Genomic DNA, 21,382 nt, shown 5'->3' with positions numbered 1-21,382 from the left:
GCCTATCCTTGGCGACGACATGCAGAATCCAGCCGTACCCGCCGCCCCCGAGACCGCCCGCGACCTGCACCGCCGCCTCTCCCCCCTGATGTTCCGCGACCAGCGCCGGCTCCAGCGGCGGCTGGAGGGGGCCCGGAAGCTGCGCGACCCGCAGCGGCGCGACGCGGCGCTGGCCGAGATCGCGGCCGAGGTCGCGCGGGCCGAGGCGCGGCTGGCGAGCCGGCAGGCCGCCGTGCCGGTGATCACCTACCCGGCCCAGTTGCCGGTCAGCGAGCGCAAGGACGACATCGCCGCCGCCATCCGCGACCACCAGGTGGTGATCGTGGCCGGCGAGACCGGCTCCGGCAAGACCACCCAGCTGCCCAAGATCTGCCTGGAGCTGGGGCGCGGGATCAACGGGCTGGTCGGGCACACCCAGCCCCGCCGGCTCGCCGCGCGGACGGTAGCCGACCGGATCGCCGAGGAGCTCGGCACCGAGTTGGGCGACGTGGTCGGCTACAAGGTGCGCTTCGCCGACCAGGTCAGCGAGAACAGCCTGGTGAAGCTGATGACCGACGGCATCCTGCTGGCCGAGTTGCAGACCGACCGGATGCTGCGCCAGTACGACACGTTGATCATCGACGAGGCCCACGAGCGCAGCCTCAACATCGACTTCATCCTGGGCTACCTGAAGCAGCTCCTCCCCCGCCGCCCCGACCTCAAGGTGGTCATCACCTCGGCGACCATCGAGACCGACCGGTTCGCCAAGCACTTCGCCGACGCCGAGGGCAACCCCGCGCCCGTCGTCGAGGTGTCCGGCCGGACGTACCCGGTGGAGGTGCGGCACCGGCCGCTGGTCGAGGTCACCGAGGCCGAGGAGGCGGACGAGGCCGACGAGGAGAACGTCCGCGACCAGATCCAGGCCATCGGCGACGCGGTCGAGGAGCTGGCCGCCGAGGGCCCGGGCGACATCCTGGTCTTCCTCAGCGGCGAGCGGGAGATCCGGGACACCGCGGAGGCGCTCGGCAAGCTGGTGCAGAACAAGCGGTCCCTGCTCGGCACCGAGATCCTCCCGCTCTACGCCCGGCTCTCCACCGCCGAGCAGCACCGGGTGTTCGCCCCGCACGCCGGGCGCCGGGTGGTGCTCGCCACCAACGTCGCGGAGACCTCGCTGACCGTCCCCGGCATCAAGTACGTGGTGGACCCGGGCACGGCCCGCATCTCCCGCTACTCCAGCCGGCTCAAGGTGCAGCGGCTGCCGATCGAGCCGGTGTCGCAGGCGTCGGCCAACCAGCGCAAGGGGCGCTGCGGGCGCACCTCGGACGGCATCTGCATCCGCCTCTACGACGAGCCGGACTTCGAGTCCCGCCCCGAGTTCACCGACCCGGAGATCCTGCGCACCAACCTCGCCTCGGTCATTCTCCAGATGACCTCGATCGGGCTCGGCGACATCGCCGCGTTCCCGTTCATCGACCCGCCGGACCGGCGCAACATCACCGACGGCGTGAACCTGCTGCACGAGCTGGGCGCGCTCGACCCGGCCGAGACCGACCCTGCGAAGCGGCTCACCGCGCTGGGCCGGCGGCTGGCCCAGCTCCCGGTCGACCCCCGGCTGGCCCGGATGGTGCTGGAGGGCGAGCGGAACGGCTGCGCCACCGAGGTGGTCGTGATCGCCGCCGCGCTCTCCATCCAGGATCCGCGGGAGCGGCCGGCGGAGAAGCAGGCCCAGGCCGACCAGGCGCACGCCCGGTTCGCCGACAAGGAGTCGGACTTCGTCGCGTACCTCAACCTGTGGCGGTACCTGCGCGAGCAGCAGCGCGCCCTGTCGTCCAGCGCGTTCCGACGGATGTGCAAGGCGGAATACCTGAACTACCTGCGGGTCCGCGAGTGGCAGGACATCGTCAGCCAGCTGCGCCAGGTGCTGCGTACCGCGGAACAGGGCGACGGGCGGCGGGGCCGGCGCGACGCCCCGGCGGCCGACGCCGACGTGGCCGGCGGGCGGCGCGGCGCTGGCGCGGACCTGCCGGAGGAGATCGACACCCCGAAGGTTCACCAGTCCCTGCTGCCCGGCCTGCTCTCCCACATCGGGCTCAAGGACACCCAGAAGAACGAGTACCTGGGGGCGCGTGGGGCGAAGTTCGCCGTCTTCCCCGGGTCGGCGCTGTTCAAGAAGCCGCCGCGTTGGGTGATGGCCGCCGAACTGGTGGAGACCTCCCGGCTCTGGGGCCGGGTCGCCGGCCGGGTCGAGCCCGAGTGGGTCGAACCGCTCGCCCAGCACCTGGTCAAACGCAGCTACAGCGAGCCGCACTGGGAGAAGAAGCAGGCCGCGGTGATGGCGTACGAGAAGGTCACCCTGTACGGCATCCCGATCGTCACCTCCCGCAAGGTCAACTTTGGGCGGATCGATCCGCCGCTCTCCCGCGAGCTGTTCATCCGGCACGCCCTGGTCGAGGGCGACTGGCAGACCCACCACCAGTTCTGGCAGGACAACCAGCGGCTCCTCACCGACGTGGAGGAGTTGGAGAACCGGGCCCGGCGGCGGGACATCCTGGTCGACGACGAGACGATCTTCCACTTCTACGACCAGCGGATCCCCGCCGACGTCGTCTCCGGGCGGCACTTCGACACCTGGTGGAAGAAGGTCCGCCGGGAACAACCGGAGCTGCTCACCTTCACCCGCGACCTGCTGATCAACGCCGGTCGCGGTGGGGTGGACGAGGCCGACTACCCGGACGAGTGGCGGGCCGACGGGGTGACCCTCCCGCTGACCTACACCTTCGACCCGGGCACCTCGACCGACGGCGTCACCGTGGACATCCCGCTGCCGCTGCTCAACCAGGTGCCGGCGGAGAGCTTCGACTGGCAGGTGCCGGGGCTGCGCGAGGAGTTGGTCATCGCGCTGATCCGGTCGCTGCCCAAGGCGCTGCGGCGCAACTTCGTCCCGGTGCCCGACTATGCCCGGGCGGCGCTGGCGGCGATCACCCCCGGCGAGGAGCCGCTGCTCGACGCGCTCACCCGGCAGCTGCGGCGGATGACCGGGGTGACCGTGCCGCCGCAGTCCTGGGAGCTGGACAAGCTGCCGCCGCACCTGCGGGTCACCTTCCGGGTGCTCGGCGAGGACGACAAACCGGTCGCCGAGGGCAAGGACCTGCCGACCCTGCAACGCCAGCTCCGCCAGGAGGTACGCCAGGTCGTCGCCGCCGCCGCGCCGGACGTCGCCCGGACCGGCCTCCGTGAGTGGAGCATCGACGATATTCCTCGCACCATCGAGCAGGTCCGCGCCGGGTACGCGGTGACCGCGTACCCGGCCCTGGTCGACGAGGGCGCCACGGTCGGGGTGAAGGTGTTCGACTCCCCGGCCGAGCAGGAGGCCGCGCACTGGGCCGGCACCCGACGGCTGCTCCGGCTGACCCTGCCGTCCCCGGCGAAGTTCCTCCAGGGGCGGCTCAGCAACGAGGCCAAGCTTGCCCTCAGCCGTAACCCGCACGGCGGGGTGCAGGGGCTGATCGAGGACGCGACCGGCGCGGCGATCGACCGGCTGACGGCCGACGCCGGCGGCCCGGCCTGGGACGCCGAGGGCTTCGCCGCGCTGCGCGACAAGGTACGCGCCGACCTGGTCGACACCGTGGTCGAGGTGATGGGCCGGGTCCGCCAGGTGCTCGCCGCCGCGTACGCCGTGGAGCAGCGGCTCGGCGCGACCCGGAACCTGGCCGTGGTGGCCGCCCTGGCCGACATCCGCAACCAGCTCGGCGGCCTGGTGCACCGGGGCTTCATCACCGACGCCGGGTACGCCCGCCTGCCCGACCTGCTGCGCTACCTCACCGCGATCGAGCGCCGGCTGGACCGGCTGCCCGGCAACCCGCAGCGGGACAAGCAGCAGCAGGACCGGATCGCCGTGGTGCAGCGGGAATACCAGGACATGCTGAACGCCCTGCCGCCCGCGAAGCGGCAGTCGGTGGCGGTCCGGCAGATCCGCTGGATGATCGAGGAGCTGCGGGTGAACGTCTTCGCCCAGGCGCTCGGCACCCCGTACCCGGTCTCGGAGCAGCGCATCTACCGGGCGATGGACGAGGCCGAGGGGCGCTAGTCACGGCAGAGGTTCGACGCCGGGTGGGAGTTCGTTGCCGACGGTGGCGTCGTGGACGTACTCCAGGAGGATGCGGCGCAGCTCGCGGCCGGCGTGGGTGGGCACCACGTCCCGGCGGCGGGCCACCGCGATGGTCCGGCCCACGCCGGGCCGGGCGAGCCGGGTGACCCGGATGCCGGGTCGACGGGCCACCGCGATGCCGGGCACCACGGCGACGCCGAGCCCCGCCTCGACGAAGCTGAGCACGGCGTCCATCTCCCCGCCGTCCACCGAGAGGGTCGGTTCGAACCCGGCCTCCCGGCAGGCCTGGAGGGTGGCGTCGCGCAGGTCGTAGCCCTCGCGGAACATGACCAGGGGCTGCTCGCGCAGGTCGGTGATGCGCACCTCGCCGTCGACGGAGGCGGCCGGCAGCGGGTCCATGGAGGCCACCACCAGGCTCTCCCGCAGGATCGGGTCTGCGCGCAGCCCCGGGTCGGTTCCGGCCGACGGCATGATGATCAGCGCCAGGTCGAGGTCGCCGCGGAGCAGGTCGCGGACCAGGTCCTGGGAGCCGCCCTCCTCGACGCGCAGGTCGACGGTGGGGTGGGCGTCGCGGAACCGGCGCAGCACCTGCGGCGCGAGCGAGGTGGCCAGGCTGGGCGTGGCGCCGAGGCGGACCCGGCCGCGGCGCAGCCCGACCAGCTCCTGCACCTCCCGGGTGGCGGTGTCGACGTCGGCGAGGATTCGCTTGGCCAGCGGCAGCAGCACGTCGCCCGCCGCGGTGAGGGTGATGTTGCCCCTTACCCGCTCGAACAACGGGGCCCCGAGGTCGGCCTCCAGAGCGTGAATTTGCTTACTCAATGACGGCTGGGTAATGCCCACCAGGTCGGCCGCCTGGGTGAAATGTCGTACTTCTGCGACCGCGACGAAGTATCGGAGCTGATGTAGCTGCACCTCCATAGCCTACGGCTATCAAGGCTACGAGGTCGATGCATTGGACGACTGATCGAACGACTCCTAGCGTCGGTCGCGTGGTAATCACGAAAACTCGGTCGCCCATCCGCTCCAACGTCGGCCTCAAGGCTGTCATGGCGGTGACGGGCATCATCCTTGTGCTGTTCCTGATCGCACACATGCTCGGCAACCTGAAGATCTTCACGGGCGCCGAGGCGTTCAACCACTACGCGCACTGGCTGCGCGACCTGGGCACGCCGCTGCTCGCGCCGGGTTGGTACCTGTGGCTCCAGCGGACCGTCCTGGTGGTCGCGGTGCTCGCCCACATCGGGGCCGCCACCCTGCTGGCGGTGCGCTCCCGCGCCGCCCGCCCGGTCAGCTACGCGCACCGCCGGAAGGTCCACGTGAACTACGCGGCCCGGACCATGCGCTGGGGCGGGGTGATCATCCTGCTCTTCGTGATCTACCACATCCTGGACCTGACCACCGGCACGCTGAACCCGGTCGGGGACGCCACCCGGCCGCACAGCAACGTGGTCGCCGACTTCGCGCCCGAGCGCTGGCCCGTGACGCTCTTCTACACGCTGGCCGTCGTCATGCTCGGCTTCCACCTGCGCCACGGCGCGTTCAGCGCCTTCCGCAGCCTCGGTCAGCAGACCGCGAAGGGCGAGCGCCGGGCCCGGATCGCCGCGCTGGTGTTCGCGGTCGCGCTGACCGTCGGCTACCTGGTGGTCCCGTTCGCCGTACTGACCGGATTGGTGGCCTGACATGGATCTCTACACCGAAGGCGACCCGATCGCCGACACCAAGGCTCCGGACGGCCCCGTCGAGACCCGGTGGGAGCGGCGCCGCTTCGAGGCGAAGCTGGTCAACCCGGCCAACCGCCGGAAGCTGACCGTGATCGTGGTGGGCACCGGCCTGGCCGGCGGCTCCGCCGCGGCGACGCTGGCCGAGCAGGGCTACCACGTCAAGTCCTACTGCTACCAGGACAGCCCGCGCCGGGCCCACTCCATCGCCGCCCAGGGCGGAATCAACGCCGCGAAGAACTACCGCAACGACGGCGACTCGGTGCACCGGCTCTTCTACGACACCGTCAAGGGCGGTGACTTCCGGTCCCGGGAGTCGAACGTGCACCGGCTGGCCGAGGTATCGGTCAACATCATCGACCAGTGCGTCGCCCAGGGCGTCCCGTTCGCCCGCGAGTACGGCGGCCTGCTGGACACCCGCTCCTTCGGCGGCGCGCAGGTACAGCGCACCTTCTACGCCCGGGGGCAGACGGGCCAGCAGCTGCTGCTCGGCGCGTACCAGGCGCTGGAACGGCAGATCGGCCTGGGCAACGTGGAGATGAACTCCCGCCACGAGATGCTGGAGCTGGTCGTCGTCGACGGCCGGGCACGCGGCATCGTGGTGCGGGACCTGGTCACCGGTGAGATCACCACCGAGATGGCCGACGCGGTCGTACTCGCCTCCGGCGGCTACGGCAACGTCTTCTACCTCTCCACCAACGCCAAGGGCTGCAACGTCACCGCCTCCTGGCGGGCGCACCGCAAGGGCGCCTACTTCGCCAACCCCTGCTACACCCAGATCCACCCGACCTGCATCCCGGTCTCCGGCGACCACCAGTCGAAGCTGACCCTGATGAGTGAGTCGCTGCGCAACGACGGCCGGGTGTGGGTGCCGAAGGCCAAGGGCGACGACCGCAACCCGAAGGACATCCCCGAGGACGAGCGGGACTACTACCTGGAGCGGATCTACCCCTCCTTCGGCAACCTGGTCCCCCGCGACATCGCCTCCCGCGCCGCGAAGAACGTCTGTGACGAGGGGCGCGGCGTCGGACCGACCGGGCTCGGCGTCTACCTGGACTTCGCCGACGCCATCCAGCGGCTCGGCCGCAAGGCCATCGAGGCGAAGTACGGCAACCTCTTCGAGATGTACGAGCGGATCACCGGCGAGGACCCGTACGAGGTCCCGATGCGGATCTACCCCGCCGTGCACTACACGATGGGTGGCGTCTGGGTCGACTACGACCTCCAGTCGAGCATCCCGGGCCTGTTCGTGATCGGCGAGGCCAACTTCTCCGACCACGGCGCGAACCGCCTCGGCGCCTCCGCGCTGATGCAGGGCCTGGCCGACGGCTACTTCGTGCTGCCGAACACCCTGCCCAACTACCTGGCGAACGTCGGCTCGTTCGGGAAGGTCGACGCCAGCCACCCGGAGGCGGTGGCGGCCCGCGCGGCCGTCGAGGAGCGAATCCAGAAGCTGCTCTCCATCAACGGCGACCGGACGGTGGACTCGTTCCACCGGGAACTGGGCCAGATCATGTGGGAGCACTGCGGCATGGAGCGAAGCGAGGCCGGGCTGCGCAAGGCGATCGAGGAGATCCGCGACCTGCGCGACCAGTTCTGGCAGCGGGTCCGCGTCCCGGGCGACGGCGAGGGGCTCAACCAGTCGCTGGAGAAGGCCGGCCGGGTGGCCGACTTCTTCGAGCTGGCCGAGCTCATGTGCATCGACGCCCTGCACCGCGAGGAGTCCTGCGGCGGCCACTTCCGGGCCGAGCACCAGACCCCCGACGGTGAGGCGCAGCGCGACGACGACCGGTTCGCCTACGTGGCGGCCTGGGAGTACACCGGCACCGGTCAGCCCGTGCTGCACAAGGAAGACCTGCAGTTCGAATACGTCCACCCCACGCAGCGGAGCTACAAGTGAATCTGACCCTGCGCATCTGGCGCCAGCAGGGCCCTGAGGACAAGGGTCGGATGGTGGCCTACCAGGTCGACGACGTGTCCCCGGACATGTCCTTCCTGGAGATGCTCGACGTGCTCAACGAGCGGTTGATCCTCTCCGGCGAGGAGCCGATCGCGTTCGACCACGACTGCCGCGAGGGCATCTGCGGCATGTGCAGCCTCATGATCAACGGTGAGGCGCACGGCCCGCAGCGCGGCACCACCGCGTGCCAGCTGCACATGCGGCAGTTCTCCGACGGCGACACGATCGACATCGAGCCGTGGCGGGCCCGGGCCTTCCCGGTCGTGAAGGACCTGGTGGTCAACCGGAACGCCTTCGACCAGATCATCGCCGCCGGCGGGTACATCTCCGCGCCGACCGGCAGCGCCCCGGAGGCGCACTCCGCCCCGGTGGCCAAGGCCGACGCGGACGCCGCCTTCGAGTCGGCGGCCTGCATCGGCTGCGGCGCCTGCGTGGCGGCCTGCCCGAACGGCTCCGGCATGCTGTTCACCGCCGCCAAGATCACCCAGCTCTCGCTGCTGCCCCAGGGCCAGCCCGAGCGGTACACCCGGGTGATCGGCATGGTGGACGCGCACGACGAGGCGGGCTTCGGCGGCTGCACCAACGTCGGTGAGTGCGCGGCGGCCTGCCCGAAGGGCATCCCGCTGAACAACATCGGCCGGCTCAACCGGGACTACCTCAAGGCGACCGCCCTGCGCGCCGGCACCCCGGGCTCCTGAGCCCCCCGGCGGCTCCGCCCGCCTGCCGACTCACCGACCGCCGCACTCTCACCCGGGTGCGGCGGTCGGTGATCCACTCCAGATGCGGCATGTTGGCGTATCCGACCCACCGGGACACCGCGACTTGCCGCATCTCGTGTCACGCCGTGCCGCGCCGGCCGGGTTGAGCGTGGGGCGAACCGGCGCCGGGTGGCTAACGTGTACTCGGTGGCGGCCTGGGTCGCCTCGACACCACGCCTCGGGTACACACGAAGGTGGCCGGCGGGACACGGCGGAGGGACGGCGATGGGCGCAGCGGAGGAGCAGGCGGTCGAGCGGGCACTGAGCCGCCGGCTGTGGCGGACGGCCGGAGTGGCGGCGCTGGCCGGTCTGGCCTGGGTGGGCCGCGACGTGCCGGCACAGCTCGGCGGGCGGCTCAGCGGCGCACGGGCGGAACGGGCCGCCCGCTCCCCCCGGTTCCGGAACGGCACCTTCCACAACTCGGCGGACACCCGCACGATGGTCGGCGACCCGGGGCGCAACCTGTTCAAGGAGCTGCTCTTCGGCAAGCAGAAGCGGCGGCCCGGCAGCGCCGTCCCGCTGCTGCGCCCGGCCGATCCGCCCCCGGCGGACCCCGCCCGCGAGCTGAACATCGTCTGGTACGGCCACGCCTCGATCCTGATCGAGATCGAGGGGTGCCGGGTGCTGGTGGACCCGGTGTGGAGCGACCGCTGCTCCCCGTCGACCCTGATCGGCCCGCGCCGCATCCACCAACCGCCGGTACGCCTCGACGAGCTGCCCCGCGTCGACGCGATCGTCATCTCGCACGACCACTACGACCACCTCGACATGGCCACCGTACGCGGGCTGCTCGCCCACCAGGCCGCGCCGTTCGTCGTCCCGCTCGGTGTCGGCGCCCACCTCGACCGCTGGGGGGTGCCGGCGGAGCGGATCGTCGAGCTGGACTGGTCGGAGACCCACCGGGTGGGCGGGCTGACCCTCACCGCCACCGCCGCCCAGCACTTCTCCGGCCGCGGGCTGCGCCGCGACGGCACCCTGTGGAGCTCCTGGGTGGTGGCCGGGACGCACCGGAAGGTCTTCTACACCGGCGACTCCGGCTACTTCGACGGCTACGCGCGGATCGGTGCCGAACACGGCCCGTTCGACGTCACGCTGGTGCAGATCGGGGCGTACGACCGGGCCTGGCCGAGCATCCACATGTTCCCGGAGGAGGCGGTCGCCGCCCACCTCGACCTGCGCGGCGACCTGTTCGTCCCGGTGCACTGGGCCACCTTCAACCTGGCCCTGCACGGCTGGTCCGAGCCAATCGACCGGCTCTGGGCCGAGGCCAAGGCGCGCGACGTCCGGCTGGCGGTGCCCCGCCCGGGCGAGCGGGTCGTGGTGGACGACCCGCCGCCGGTCGACGGCTGGTGGCAGTCCATCGCCTGACTCAGAGCACGAAGGCGTCGGTCCACAGGGCGCCGGAACGGCCGGAGAGGGCGTCCAGCATCGCCACCGCCTGGCCGTCGGTGAGCTGGGCGACGAAGTCCACGATCGCCCGGCCCCGAGCCCGTCCGATCCGATCCGGCGTACGTGGGTGCAGCTCCGCCTCGGCCAGCTCGACCAGGTCGTGCAGCCGGCGCGGCAGGCGGGACTCCTCCTCCGGGTCGAGCAGCCACTCCCAGAGCGCCTCCACCAGGGCACCGAGCAGCCGCGCCTGGCCCCGCTGGTGCAGCGCCAGGTCGGGGCGGGCCAGCACGAACCGGTGGTGGACGAACTTGAGCACCTGCACCTCGTGCCACTGTGCCTTGGCCAGCAGCACGTGGCCCGAGCGGACGTCCGGATCCGGGGTGACGGTGATCGCCTCGACGAACCGGGTGGACCAGCGGGCGGAGAAGCGGGCCACGTACTGCTCCGCCTCGATCGAGCCGTCGAACGGCAGCGCCAGCAGGCCGTCCACCAGCTCCTCGCGGACGTGCTCCACGGCGGCGGCGAACGCCTCGTCGTCGGCGATCCAGGCGTCCTTGCGGTGCAGTTGACGGCGTAGCCGCTCGATGGCGGCGCCCGGTCGTCGGCCGGTGGCGGCCAGCGCCGCGCCGGTGATCGAGCGGAAGTGTCCGCTCTCCCGCTGCCAGGCCATCAGTTCCGCGGCCACCGCGCCCTGCTGGAGCACGCCGACCCGATAGAAGTCCTCCACGTCGTGGATCGCGTACGCGATGTCGTCGGCGGTGTCCATCACCGACGCCTCCGGGGTCTGCTGCCAGTCCGGAATCCGCCCGACGAACGGCTCGCGGGCCTGCCGCAGGTCGTCCACCTCCGTCCGGTACGCGCCGAACTTCACCGACCCGATCTCCGCGTCGTCGGGCGGGGCTGCGGCGCCGCGCGGCGCCGGGTCCAGGTGCCGAGGATGCGGGTCCGGGTGGTCCAGGCGGGTCCACGGGTACTTCAGCATCGCCGCCCGGACCGCCGCGGTCAGGTCCAGCCCGGTCGTCGCCGCGCCGCGGATCTCGGTGCTGGTGACGATCCGGTACGACTGGGCGTTGCCCTCGAAACCGTCGGGCAGCCCGAGCCGCTGGCGGGCCAGCCGGTCCAGCACCCGCTCCCCCAGGTGCCCGAAGGGCGGATGACCGAGGTCGTGGGCCAGCGCGGCGGCCTCCACCACGTCCGGGTCGCAGCCGCCCAGCTTGTCCAACAGGTCGCCGTGCGCCGGGTCGGCGGTGAGCCGCTCGGCGATCGCCCGGGCCACCTGGGCGACCTTGAGGCTGTGGGTGAGCCGGTTGTGCACCAGCAGCCCGGACCCGCCCGGGCTGATCACCTGGGTCACGCCGTTCAGCCGGGCGAAGAACGGCGACGCGACGATCCGGTCCCGGTCGGCCCGGAACGGGCTGGCCGCTAGGTCGCCGAGCGCCCGGGCGCTGCCCCCGAAGAGCCGCCGGGCCCGCGGATCCGCAGGTACGTCCATGATCGCCCACCGTAGCGCAGCGGACCGGCCAGCAGCGACGGGTCGCGCGCGCGGCCCCTGCGACGCCGCGCCGGGCCGGGGGTCGCGAGTGCCGTCGGTGGCGAGCGGCACAATGCAGGGCGGAACCCACCCGAGAAGGCGGATCAAGATCGTGACCCAGTCTGTTCATCAGCGGATCGCCGAGGAGCTCGGCGTCGCCGAACGTCAGGTGCGGGCGGCCGTGGAGCTGCTCGACGGCGGCGCCACCGTGCCGTTCATCGCCCGCTACCGCAAGGAGGCCACCGGCCTGCTCGACGACGCGCAGCTGCGCACCCTGGAGGAGCGGCTGCGCTACCTGCGCGAACTGGACGAGCGGCGCGCCGCGGTGCTGGAGTCGATCCGGTCCCAGGGCAAGCTCGACGAGGCTCTCGAAGCGCAGATCATGGCCGCCGACTCAAAGTCCCGGCTGGAGGACATCTACCTGCCGTACAAGCCGAAGCGGCGCACCCGGGCGCAGATCGCCCGCGAGGCCGGGCTGGAGCCGCTGGCGGACGCGCTGCTCGGCGACCCGACACAGGACCCGAAGACGGCCGCCGCCGGCTACGTCGACGCGGACAAGGGCGTCGCCGACCCGGCCGCCGCGCTGGAGGGCGCCCGGGCCATCCTCGTCGAGCGCTTCGCCGAGGACGCCGACCTGATCGGCACGCTCCGGGAGCAGATGTGGTCGCGGGGCCGCCTGGTCTCCCGGGTACGCGACGGCCAGGAGAGCGCCGGCGCCAAGTTCGCCGACTACTTCGACTTCGCCGAGCCGTACCCGAAGCTGCCCTCGCACCGGATCCTCGCCATGTTCCGGGGCGAGAAGGAGGGCATGCTCGACCTGACCATGGACCCGGAGCCGGAGGGCGACTCCGACGCGGCGGTCACCGGCCCGACCCGGTACGAGGCGGCCATCGCCGGCCGGTTCGGCGTCAGCGACCAGGGGCGCCCGGCCGACAGGTGGCTGACCGACACGGTGCGCTGGTCCTGGCGTACCCGGATCCTCATCCACCTCGGCGCGGACCTGCGGATGCGGCTCTGGCAGGCGGCCGAGGAGGAGGCCGTGCGGGTCTTCGCCACCAACCTGCGCGACCTGCTGCTCGCCGCGCCCGCCGGCACCCGGGCCACAATGGGACTGGACCCGGGCCTGCGCACCGGCGTGAAGGTGGCCGTGGTGGACGCCACCGGCAAGGTGGTCGCCACCCACACGATCTACCCGCACGAGCCGCGCCGGCAGTGGGACGCCTCCATCGACGTCCTGGCGAAGCTGGCCGCGGCACACCAGGTCGAGCTGATCGCCATCGGCAACGGCACCGCCAGCCGGGAGACCGACAAGCTCGCCGGCGACCTGATCAAGCGGCACCCGGAGCTGAACCTGACCAAGGTGGTGGTCTCCGAGGCCGGCGCGTCGGTCTACTCCGCCTCCGCGTACGCCTCGCAGGAGCTCCCCGGGCTGGACGTGTCGCTGCGCGGCGCGGTCTCCATCGCCCGCCGCCTCCAGGACCCGCTCGCCGAACTGGTGAAGATCGACCCGCGCTCGATCGGCGTCGGGCAGTACCAGCACGACCTGTCGGAGGTGAAGCTGTCCCGGTCGCTGGACGCGGTGGTCGAGGACTGCGTCAACGCGGTCGGCGTCGACGTCAACACCGCCTCCGCTCCCCTGCTCACCCGGGTCTCCGGGATCGGCGCCGGGCTGGCGGAGAACATCGTGCTGCACCGGGACGCCAACGGGCCGTTCCGGACCCGTGCCGAGCTGAAGAAGGTGGCCCGCCTCGGCCCGAAGGCGTTCGAGCAGTGTGCCGGCTTCCTGCGTATCCCCGGCGGGGCCGACCCGCTGGACTCCTCCAGCGTGCACCCCGAGGCGTACCCGGTGGTGCGGCGGATTCTCGCCCACAGCGGGCAGGACCTGCGGGCGCTGATCGGGCAGAGCAGGATCCTGCGCGGGCTCAGGGCGACCGAATTCGTCGACGAGACCTTCGGCCTGCCCACGGTGACCGACATCCTGGCCGAGCTGGAGAAGCCCGGCCGCGACCCGCGCCCGGAGTTCCGGACGGCGACCTTCGTCGAGGGGGTCGAGAAGATCGGCGACCTGACGCCCGGCATGCTGCTGGAGGGCGTGGTCACCAACGTGGCCGCGTTCGGCGCGTTCGTCGACGTCGGCGTGCACCAGGACGGCCTGGTGCACGTCTCCGCGATGTCCAACACCTTCGTCAAGGACCCGCGGGACGTGGTCAAGTCCGGCGACGTGGTCCGGGTCAAGGTGCTCGACGTCGACGTGCCGCGCAAGCGCATCTCGCTGACCCTGCGGCTGGACGACGAGACGGCCGCCGGCGGTGGCCGCCCGACGGGCGGCGACGGCCGCCGGGACCGGGGCGGGCAGGGCGGCGGCGCACGCGGTGGCGGGCAGGGCGGCGGCGCACGCGGCGGCGGGCAGGGCGGCGGCGCACGCGGCGGCGGGCAGGGCGGCGGCGCACGCGGCGGCGGGCAGGGCGGTGGCGCACGCGGCGGAGAGGGCGGCGGCGCACGCGGCGGCCAGGGCGGCACGCCGCGCGGGGACCGGGGCGGTTCCCGGGGCGGGCAGCAGCAGCGGACGGGCCGTGGCGGGGCTCCCGCGCCGGCCAACAGCGAAATGGCGGAGGCGCTGCGCCGGGCCGGCCTGGCCTGACGAGTACTCCCGCGACGCGGGCGGCCCACCCGGGGCCGCCCGCGTCGGGGGAGCGGGCGGCCGGCGACGCCCGCAGCCCCGCGATCCGGGCGGCAGGACGGCGGGAGGTCCCGCGTACCGTGGCAGAGGTGACGGACGACGGCCGGCAGTGGCAGGAGGAGCGGCACCGCGCGGTGCGGGCGCACGCGGAGGCCGACGCCCGGCAGCGGGCCGCCGAACAGGCCGAGGCGGCGGAGCTGGTGGCCCGGTTCGCCGCCGAGGCGAGCCGGCGCGGACTGCGCACCGACCGGCTCACCGCGGCGTCCTACGACGGGCGCGGCCGGTACCGCACCCGCGTCACCGGCTGGTACGTCGACCGGGCCCGCTCCCGGGCGGTCGACACCGAGGGACGGTTCTATCTGCTGACCGTGCCGGCCAGCCTGCGGTCCCGGCTGTTCGGGGCCGAGCCCGAGCCGTCCCCGCCGCCGCTCGTGGTCGGACGAGGCGGCCGGGACGGGGAGTCGGTGCCGCTGGCGACGCTGCTCGGTACGCGTCTCGAGGCGGGCGACGACTGGCGTTGACCCGCTCCGGCCCCGCTGCCATGGTGACCATCGACGCGGTCCGAGCCGGGTGGTGACGCGACGCGCCGCGGGCCGGACCGGGCGGGTGCCGGTGCGACCGTCATCGTGCCGGCCGGGTCGACACCCCACCCTGATCGAGGCTCCGGTCGCGCCGGTCCGCCTGGACCCGACCCGGCATCCGGGTCGCGAACAGGACGGCGAAGACCGGCAGCGCCGAGACCGTGTACTGGATGAAGGCGATCATCGTGTCCGGATAGCTGCTCGACCAGAGCAACGGGCCGCCCATCGCGAAACACAGCAGGGAGAGCCGGGCCGGGCCGGGCGCCTGCCGCCACCGGAGCAGGACCACCGCGACCAGGGCCCAGCAGACATAGAAGATGACCACGCCGAGCGGCCCGCCGAAGAAGTAGACGTTGCCGAGCGTGAGGAAGTTGTACGACGAGTTGGCGCTGCCGCCCAGGAACTGGTTGATGTCGGAGCCGGTGGTGATCGGTGGACGGTCCGGGTCGAGCTGCCGGGGCAGGAGACCGTAGCGGAGGTAGTCCGCCGGTCCGGGCTGGCGCAGGTCGACCGGCACGTCGATGGCGGCCACCTGGGCCAGTTGCACGTCGACCCGAAGCTGGTCCGCGGCCGAGACCTCCTGGGAGACCGCGACTCCCCGGTCTTCCCGGAGGTCGTCGCGGATTCCGTAGATGGTCGGCCAGGCGAGTAGGAGCACCGCGGCCACGATCACCAACCCGCGCACCCGGAACAGGCCGCAGAGCACGCCGACGCTCGCCACGAAGAAGAGGTAACCGAGCATGGGGCCAGGATCGTGTCGAGCGAGGCGACCACCACCTGTGCCCCGATGAGGGCGAGGATCCAGGCGTACACGCCTCGCCGCCCCGCTCGGCCGCCCAGGAAACTCGCCAACAGCAGGGCGAAGGCCAGGTACTTCCAGCCGGCGACGAGCGAGGTCAGGCTGACCAGCGACGACGAGGCGCCCTCGCCGGCCACCTGGCTCGCGATGGTCCCGCGGCCGGCGTACGCGCCCGCGACATCGGCGGCGATGCTCACCAGCGCCACCAGACGGGCGACCAGATAGATGCGGGGAAACCGGGAGTTGGCCTGCCGCAGCGCCTGGTGCCAGCCGGGCGAGGGACGCCGGGCGAGAAGCGCGAGCGTCTCCAGCCCCAGGGTGCCGGCCAGCGCCAGGCCGAGCAGGCGCACGACGAAACCGGTCGACGGGTTGTCGTTCACCACCGCCAACGGCACGATCAGCACGGCGTACGGCGCCAGCACCACCGCGGTCACCGGATAGCGCAGCAGCACGGCGGTGAAGTGGTGCCGAAGGCGCCGGCCGTCGGGACCGTGCCCGACCGCGACACCCACGGACGAGGCGGGCCGCCGCGGCTCCGAGACCCGCGCACCGGCGGGGCGCGTCACGGCGCCCACCCGGCGGTCCATGTGCATGTGCTCACCTGTACGCAACGAGGGCATCGCAGGCAGGTCACGGACCGTCTGACGAACCAGGCCGGCGCAGCCGCGCGCCTCCTGGTACACCCTCCGTGCGACGCCTCCGTGTGGTGAGCTGTACCGGTGGCGGGGTATGTGTTCGGGCTGGTGCTGCATCCCACCCGGGACGTCTCCGGGGTGGTCGGGATCATCGACGACTGGGCGGGCCGGCACGGCAAGGCGCTGGCCGTCCGTACGGAGGACCGGCACCGGGTCCCGTCATCGGTGGAACCGGTGCCGGAGCAGGAACTGATCAGCAGGACGGACGCGCTGATCAGCATCGGCGGGGACGGCACGATGCTGGGTGCCCTGCGTGCGGCGGTCCGGGACCCGAAGCCGGTGCTCGGCGTGCACCTGGGCCGGCTCGGCTTCCTCGTCGAGGTGGAGCCGCCGGACCTGCCCCGGGCGCTGGACCGGCTGGTCGCCGGGGACTTCACCATCGAATCCCACGCCTGCCTGGCCTGTGACGTGTGCGGGGACGACCTGGTGGCGTTCAACGACATCGCCCTGGTCCGCCAGCCCGGCTCCGGCTTCGTCACCGCCACGCTCGCCGTCGACGGCCAGCGGTACGGCTACTACCGCTGTGACGCGCTGGTGGTGAGCACCCCCACCGGCTCGACGGCGTACAGCTACGCCGCCGGCGGGCCGTTGATCTCTCCGGCGACGCAGGCCGTGGTGGTCACCCCGTCGGCCCCGATGTCCGGGATCTCGCGGTCCGTGGTGCTCTCCCCCGACGAGACCATCCACCTGGAACTGCGTCCCGGCTCCGCCGCGGTCGCCGTGGAGATGGACGGGCTGGTGATCCGGAGCGCGGCGACCGAGGGCACGGTTGACATCAGCTACCGCCGGGACGCCGGACAGGTCGTCCGCTTCGACCCCCGCCGCTACCAGGAACGCAACCAGATCAAACTGAGCCTGCTCGACCTGCCCCTGCTGCCGGATCAGCTCCGCGAACTGCTCCCCGACGAGCTGCGGGAGCAGCTCGACCGACGGGCCCTGCCCCGGTCCTGAGCCGGTCAGGCCTGCTTGAGCACCTCCGTGACCAGGTCCTTCGCCTCCTCCTGGATCCGGGCGAGGTGCTCCGGGCCCTGGAACGACTCGGCGTAGATCTTGTAGACGTCCTCGGTGCCGGACGGCCGGGCGGCGAACCAGCCGGACCCGGTGGTCACCTTGAGCCCGCCGATCGACGCGCCGTTGCCGGGGGCGGTGGTGAGGGTGGCGGTGATCGGCTCGCCGGCCAGCTCGGTCGCCGTCACCTGCTCGGGCGACAGTTTGGCGAGGACAGCCTTCTCCTCCCGGCTGGCCGGGGCGTCGAGCCGGGCGTACGCGGGCGCACCGAAGCGCTCGGCCAGTTCGGCCCAGTGCTGGCTCGGGGTCCGGCCCGTGGTGGCGATGATCTCGGCGGCGAGCAGGCAGAGCAGGATGCCGTCCTTGTCGGTGGTCCAGGTGCTCCCGTCGCGCCGCAGGAAGGACGCGCCGGCGCTCTCCTCGCCGCCGAAGCCGACGGCGCCGTCGAGCAGGCCGGGCACGAACCACTTGAAGCCGACCGGCACCTCCAGCAGCGGTCGGCCCAGGTCGGCGGCGACCCGATCGATCATGGAGGAGGAGACCAGGGTCTTGCCGACCGCCGCGTCCGGACCCCAGTCGGACCGGGTACGGAACAGGTGCCCGATCGCCACGGCGAGGTAGTGGTTGGGGTTCATCAGGCCGCCGTCGGGGGTGACGATGCCGTGCCGGTCGGCGTCGGCGTCGTTGCCGGTGGAGACCTGGTACCGGTCGCGGGCGGCGATCAGCGAGGCCATCGCGTTCGGCGAGGAGCAGTCCATCCGGATCTTGCCGTCGCCGTCCAGGGTCATGAACCGCCAGGTCGGGTCGACCGTCGGGTTGATCACCGTGAGGTCGAGCCGGTGCCGTTCGGCGATCTCGCCCCAGTACGCCACGCTGGCCCCGCCCATCGGGTCGGCACCGATGCGTACCCCGGCGTCCCGGATCGCGGCGATGTCCAGCACCGCCGGCAGGTCGTCGACGTACCGGGCGAGGAAGTCGTACTCCCCGGTGGTGTCGGCGGCGCGGGCCCGCGCGTACGGGATGCGCGTCACCTCCTTGAGGCCGGCGGCGAGGATCGCGTTCGCGCGGTCCTGGATCCACTTCGTGGCGTCGGTGTCGGCCGGCCCGCCGTGGATGGGGTTGTACTTGAAGCCGCCGTCCTCCGGCGGGTTGTGCGACGGGGTGATCACGATGCCGTCGGCGAGGCCGCCGGTCCGCCCGCGGTTGTGGGTGAGGATCGCGTGCGACAGCGCGGGGGTCGGGGTGTAGCCGTCGCGGCTGTCCAGCAGCACGGTCACGCCGTTGGCGGCGAGCACCTCCAGCGCGTCGACCGCCGCCGGGGCGGAGAGCGCGTGGGTGTCCCGGGCCAGGAAGAGCGGCCCGTCCAGGCCCTGCTCCCGCCGGTAGTCGCAGAGCGCCTGGGTGACGGCGAGGATGTGGTCGGAGTTGAAGGCGTTGCGCAGGCTGGACCCGCGATGGCCGGAGGTGCCGAAAGAGACCTGCTGCGCCGGGTCGCTCGGATCCGGGTGCTCGGCGTAGTAGGCGGTGACCAGCCGGGGCACGTCGACCAGGTCGGCGGGCTCGGCCGGCTGGCCGGCACGGGGATGGGCCACTGCGGGATCCTCCTCGAAGTAGTGGCGGTCAGGGCTCTACGCGCTGGCCCTTGCCGACGACCACGATGCCATTGTCGGAGACGGTGTAGCGCTGCCGGTCCTTCTCCAGGTCGACGCCGATCTCGGCGCCCTCCGGGACGTAGACGTTCTTGTCCAGGATGGCCCGGCGGACCACCGCGTGCCGGCCGATCTCGACACCCTCCATGAGCACCGCGCCGTCCACGTGCGCCCAGGAGTGGACCTTCACCTTCGGCGACACGATCGAGTTCTCCACCAGCGAGCCGGAGATCACCGACCCGGGCGAGATCATCGAACCGACCGCCCGGCCGACCCGTTCCCCCCAGGCGTGCACGAACTTGGCCGGCGGGTACGGCGGCTGGTTGCTGTAGATCGGCCAGTCGAAGTTGTAGAGGTTGAAGACCGGGTGGACGTTGATCAGATCCATGTGGGCGTCGAAGAACGAATCGAGCGTCCCCACGTCCCGCCAGTAGCCACGGTCCCGGTCGGTGCTGCCGGGCACCTCGTTGTCCCGGAAGTCGTAGACGTTGGCCTCGCCCCGCTCGACCAGCATCGGGATGATGCTGCCGCCCATGTCGTGCTTGCTGGTCTTGTCCTCGGCGTCGCGCTCGACGACGTCGACCAGGGCCTTCGTGGTGAAGACGTAGTTGCCCATCGAGGCGTAGATCTGGTCCGGCGCGTCGGGCAGCCCCACCGCGTCGGTGGGCTTCTCGCGGAACGCCCGGATCCGCCGGCCGTCCTCGCCGACCTCGATCACCCCGAACTGGTTCGCGGTCGACAGCGGCTGACGGATGCCCGCCACGGTGACGGCGGCACCGGAGGCGATGTGGTCCTCCACCATCTGCCGCGGGTCCATCCGGTAGATGTGGTCGGCGCCGAAGACGATCACGTACTCCGGCTGCTCGTCGTAGATCAGGTTGAAGCTCTGGTAGATCGCGTCGGCCGACCCGGCGAACCACCACGGGCCGCGGCGCTGCTGCGCCGGCACCGGGGTGACGTAGTTGCCGAGCATGGTCGACATGCGCCACGTCGTGGTGATGTGGCGGTCCAGCGAGTGGGACTTGTACTGGGTCAGCACGACGATCCTGAGATAGCCGGCGTTCGCCAGGTTCGAGAGGACGAAGTCGACCATGCGGTACATCCCGCCGAAGGGGACGGCGGGCTTCGCCCGGTCGGTGGTGAGGGGCATCAGGCGCTTGCCCTCTCCGCCGGCCAAGACGATTGCGAGCACCTTGGCAGCCATGCTCCGACGCTAGCCGTCCCGCACCGGCAGCACCACTCGTACGGGCACAGTTCGGTGGCGCGTGCACCGCGGGCGTCTGCACTAGTGTGCCGGTCATGACGGATTCCGCCCGCCTGCGCGTCGACCTGCTCACCCGGGAGTACCCGCCAGAGGTGTACGGCGGGGCCGGGGTGCACGTCGAGTACCTGGCACGCGAGCTGCGCCGTCTCGCCGACGTACGGGTGCACTGCTTCGGCGCGCCGCGCGACGAGCCGGGGGTGACCGCGTACGCCGAGCCGGTCGAGCTGGCCGGCGCGAACCCGGCGTTGCGGACCATGGGCGTCGATCTGGCGATGGCCGCCGACTGCGCCGGCACCGACGTGGTGCACAGCCACACCTGGTACGCCAACCTGGCCGGGCACACCGCGAAGCTGCTGCACGGGGTGCCGCACGTGGTCACCGCGCACAGCCTGGAGCCGCTGCGGCCGTGGAAGGCCGAACAGCTCGGCGGCGGGTACGCGCTCTCCTCATGGTGCGAGCGGACCGCGTACGAGGCCGCCGACGCGATCATCGCGGTGAGCGCGGGGATGCGGCGGGACGTGCTGACCGCGTATCCGGACGTGGACCCGGACCGGGTGCGGGTGGTCCACAACGGCATCGACACCGCCCAGTACGCCCCGGACCACGGCACCGACGTGCTGGACCGGCTCGGCATCGACCCGTCCCGCTCGAGCGTGGTGTACGTCGGGCGGATCACCCGGCAGAAGGGGCTTCCCTACCTGCTGCGGGCGGCCCGGGAGCTGCCCGCCGACACCCAGCTCGTGCTGCTCGCCGGCGCGCCGGACACCCCGGAGATCGCCGCCGAGGTGGAGGGTCTGGTCGCGGAGCTGCTCGCCACCCGGTCGGGCGTGGTCTGGGTGGCCGCGATGCTGCCCAAGCACGAGGTGATCCAGGTGCTCACCCACGCCACCATCTTCGCCTGCCCGTCGGTGTACGAGCCGATGGGCATCGTGAACCTGGAGGCGATGGCCTGCGAGACGGCCGTGGTGGCGACCGCCACCGGCGGCATCCCGGAGGTGGTCGCCGACGGCGAGACCGGGCTGCTGGTGCCGATCGAACAGGCCGCCGACGGCACCGGTACCCCGCTGGACCCGGACCGCTTCGTCGCCGACCTGGCGGACCGGATCAGCGAGCTGCTGGCCGACCCGGCACGGACCGCCGGGTTCGGCCGGGCCGGCCGCCGTCGCGCCGTCGAACACTTCTCCTGGGACACCATCGCCGCCCGCACGCTCGAGGTCTACCGCTCGGTGTAAGGAAGGGCCCCGGTTAACGCCTCGCAGAGAA

General features: G+C 72.3%; 15 protein-coding genes. 9 read left to right on the top strand and 6 right to left on the bottom strand.

What is annotated here, in order from left to right; genetic code table 11:
• Positions 1-19 precede the first annotated feature (19 nt).
• The gene (hrpA, locus tag ACIRG9_RS19240; RefSeq protein WP_402857317.1) at positions 20-4,066 is read left to right on the top strand and encodes an ATP-dependent RNA helicase HrpA; all 4,047 of its coding nucleotides are present in this window, start codon (positions 20-22) and stop codon (positions 4,064-4,066) included.
• On the opposite strand, the gene ACIRG9_RS19235 is transcribed toward hrpA, so the two are convergent.
• Positions 4,067-5,005, bottom strand: a complete 939-nt coding sequence (locus ACIRG9_RS19235; RefSeq protein WP_402857315.1) for a LysR family transcriptional regulator — start codon at positions 5,003-5,005, stop codon at positions 4,067-4,069. It abuts the gene before it with no gap.
• Between the two features lie 29 nt (positions 5,006-5,034).
• On the opposite strand from ACIRG9_RS19235, the gene ACIRG9_RS19230 reads away from it, so the two are divergent.
• The 4 genes from ACIRG9_RS19230 to ACIRG9_RS19215 all read left to right on the top strand — a co-directional run bounded on the left by ACIRG9_RS19230 (position 5,035) and on the right by ACIRG9_RS19215 (position 9,891).
• Positions 5,035-5,766 carry a succinate dehydrogenase cytochrome b subunit gene (locus ACIRG9_RS19230; RefSeq protein WP_402857313.1) on the top strand — a complete coding sequence of 244 codons (732 nt, stop codon included), beginning with the start codon at positions 5,035-5,037 and terminating at the stop codon, positions 5,764-5,766.
• 1 nt (position 5,767) lies between these two features.
• Entirely contained in the window at positions 5,768-7,705 is a 1,938-nt protein-coding gene (locus ACIRG9_RS19225) for a fumarate reductase/succinate dehydrogenase flavoprotein subunit (RefSeq protein ID WP_402857311.1), read from the top strand.
• A complete protein-coding gene (locus tag ACIRG9_RS19220) occupies positions 7,702-8,463 on the top strand; it encodes a succinate dehydrogenase/fumarate reductase iron-sulfur subunit (protein ID WP_402857309.1) in 762 nt (253 codons plus the stop codon). The genes ACIRG9_RS19225 and ACIRG9_RS19220 overlap by 4 nt, the downstream gene beginning before the upstream one ends.
• Before the next feature lie 285 nt (positions 8,464-8,748).
• Complete coding sequence (locus ACIRG9_RS19215) at positions 8,749-9,891, top strand: MBL fold metallo-hydrolase (protein WP_402857307.1); 1,143 nt, start codon at positions 8,749-8,751, stop codon at positions 9,889-9,891.
• 1 nt (position 9,892) lies between these two features.
• Here ACIRG9_RS19215 and ACIRG9_RS19210 read toward each other — a convergent pair whose 3' ends face one another.
• A complete protein-coding gene (locus tag ACIRG9_RS19210; RefSeq protein ID WP_402857305.1) occupies positions 9,893-11,404 on the bottom strand; it encodes a deoxyguanosinetriphosphate triphosphohydrolase family protein in 1,512 nt (503 codons plus the stop codon).
• A 151-nt stretch (positions 11,405-11,555) separates the two neighbouring features.
• Between ACIRG9_RS19210 and ACIRG9_RS19205 the strand changes: the two genes are divergently transcribed.
• Together ACIRG9_RS19205 and ACIRG9_RS19200 are read left to right on the top strand one after the other, a co-directional pair.
• Positions 11,556-14,084: a Tex family protein gene (locus tag ACIRG9_RS19205; RefSeq protein WP_402857304.1), complete on the top strand. Its 2,529-nt coding sequence runs from the start codon at positions 11,556-11,558 to the stop codon at positions 14,082-14,084.
• Positions 14,085-14,212: 128 nt separating this feature from the next.
• On the top strand, positions 14,213-14,644 hold the full coding sequence (locus tag ACIRG9_RS19200; protein ID WP_402857302.1) for a hypothetical protein: 432 nt from the start codon (positions 14,213-14,215) through the stop codon (positions 14,642-14,644).
• A gap of 100 nt (positions 14,645-14,744) precedes the next feature.
• On the opposite strand, the gene ACIRG9_RS19195 is transcribed toward ACIRG9_RS19200, so the two are convergent.
• Positions 14,745-15,446 carry a hypothetical protein gene (locus ACIRG9_RS19195; protein ID WP_402857300.1) on the bottom strand — a complete coding sequence of 234 codons (702 nt, stop codon included), beginning with the start codon at positions 15,444-15,446 and terminating at the stop codon, positions 14,745-14,747.
• The gene (locus ACIRG9_RS19190; protein ID WP_402857298.1) at positions 15,374-16,096 is read right to left on the bottom strand and encodes a hypothetical protein; all 723 of its coding nucleotides are present in this window, start codon (positions 16,094-16,096) and stop codon (positions 15,374-15,376) included. Before ACIRG9_RS19190 ends, ACIRG9_RS19195 begins: the two co-directional genes overlap by 73 nt.
• Positions 16,097-16,222: 126 nt before the next feature.
• Between ACIRG9_RS19190 and ACIRG9_RS19185 the strand changes: the two genes are divergently transcribed.
• Complete coding sequence (locus ACIRG9_RS19185) at positions 16,223-17,149, top strand: NAD(+)/NADH kinase (protein ID WP_402857296.1); 927 nt, start codon at positions 16,223-16,225, stop codon at positions 17,147-17,149.
• A 5-nt stretch (positions 17,150-17,154) separates the two neighbouring features.
• On the opposite strand, the gene pgm is transcribed toward ACIRG9_RS19185, so the two are convergent.
• Both pgm and glgC read right to left on the bottom strand, forming a co-directional pair.
• Positions 17,155-18,798: a phosphoglucomutase (alpha-D-glucose-1,6-bisphosphate-dependent) gene (gene pgm, locus ACIRG9_RS19180; protein WP_402857294.1), complete on the bottom strand. Its 1,644-nt coding sequence runs from the start codon at positions 18,796-18,798 to the stop codon at positions 17,155-17,157.
• A 28-nt stretch (positions 18,799-18,826) separates the two neighbouring features.
• Positions 18,827-20,059, bottom strand: coding sequence for a glucose-1-phosphate adenylyltransferase (gene glgC / locus ACIRG9_RS19175; RefSeq protein WP_402857292.1), 1,233 nt, complete (start codon positions 20,057-20,059; stop codon positions 18,827-18,829).
• Positions 20,060-20,154: 95 nt separating this feature from the next.
• Here glgC and glgA point away from each other — a divergent pair, with 95 nt between their 5' ends.
• Positions 20,155-21,351 carry a glycogen synthase gene (glgA, locus tag ACIRG9_RS19170; protein WP_402857290.1) on the top strand — a complete coding sequence of 399 codons (1,197 nt, stop codon included), beginning with the start codon at positions 20,155-20,157 and terminating at the stop codon, positions 21,349-21,351.
• Positions 21,352-21,382: the final 31 nt, after the last annotated feature.

The organism is Micromonospora sp. NPDC093277, from assembly GCF_044765245.1.
In the GTDB taxonomy this organism is placed as follows: Bacteria; Actinomycetota; Actinomycetes; order Mycobacteriales; family Micromonosporaceae; genus Micromonospora.
This window is presented reverse-complemented; position numbering and strand designations above follow the sequence as displayed.

Bases quoted from the DNA above. Each gene is read 5' to 3' on its own strand.
- hrpA (WP_402857317.1), top strand. From the start codon at position 20: ATGCAGAATCCAGCCGTACCCGCCGCCCCCGAGACCGCCCGCGACCTG.
- ACIRG9_RS19235 (WP_402857315.1), bottom strand. From the start codon at position 5,005: ATGGAGGTGCAGCTACATCAGCTCCGATACTTCGTCGCGGTCGCAGAA.
- ACIRG9_RS19230 (WP_402857313.1), top strand. From the start codon at position 5,035: ATGCATTGGACGACTGATCGAACGACTCCTAGCGTCGGTCGCGTGGTA.
- ACIRG9_RS19225 (WP_402857311.1), top strand. From the start codon at position 5,768: ATGGATCTCTACACCGAAGGCGACCCGATCGCCGACACCAAGGCTCCG.
- ACIRG9_RS19215 (WP_402857307.1), top strand. From the start codon at position 8,749: ATGGGCGCAGCGGAGGAGCAGGCGGTCGAGCGGGCACTGAGCCGCCGG.
- ACIRG9_RS19210 (WP_402857305.1), bottom strand. From the start codon at position 11,404: ATGGACGTACCTGCGGATCCGCGGGCCCGGCGGCTCTTCGGGGGCAGC.
- ACIRG9_RS19195 (WP_402857300.1), bottom strand. From the start codon at position 15,446: ATGCTCGGTTACCTCTTCTTCGTGGCGAGCGTCGGCGTGCTCTGCGGC.
- ACIRG9_RS19190 (WP_402857298.1), bottom strand. From the start codon at position 16,096: ATGCACATGGACCGCCGGGTGGGCGCCGTGACGCGCCCCGCCGGTGCG.
- glgC (WP_402857292.1), bottom strand. From the start codon at position 20,059: ATGGCTGCCAAGGTGCTCGCAATCGTCTTGGCCGGCGGAGAGGGCAAG.
- glgA (WP_402857290.1), top strand. From the start codon at position 20,155: ATGACGGATTCCGCCCGCCTGCGCGTCGACCTGCTCACCCGGGAGTAC.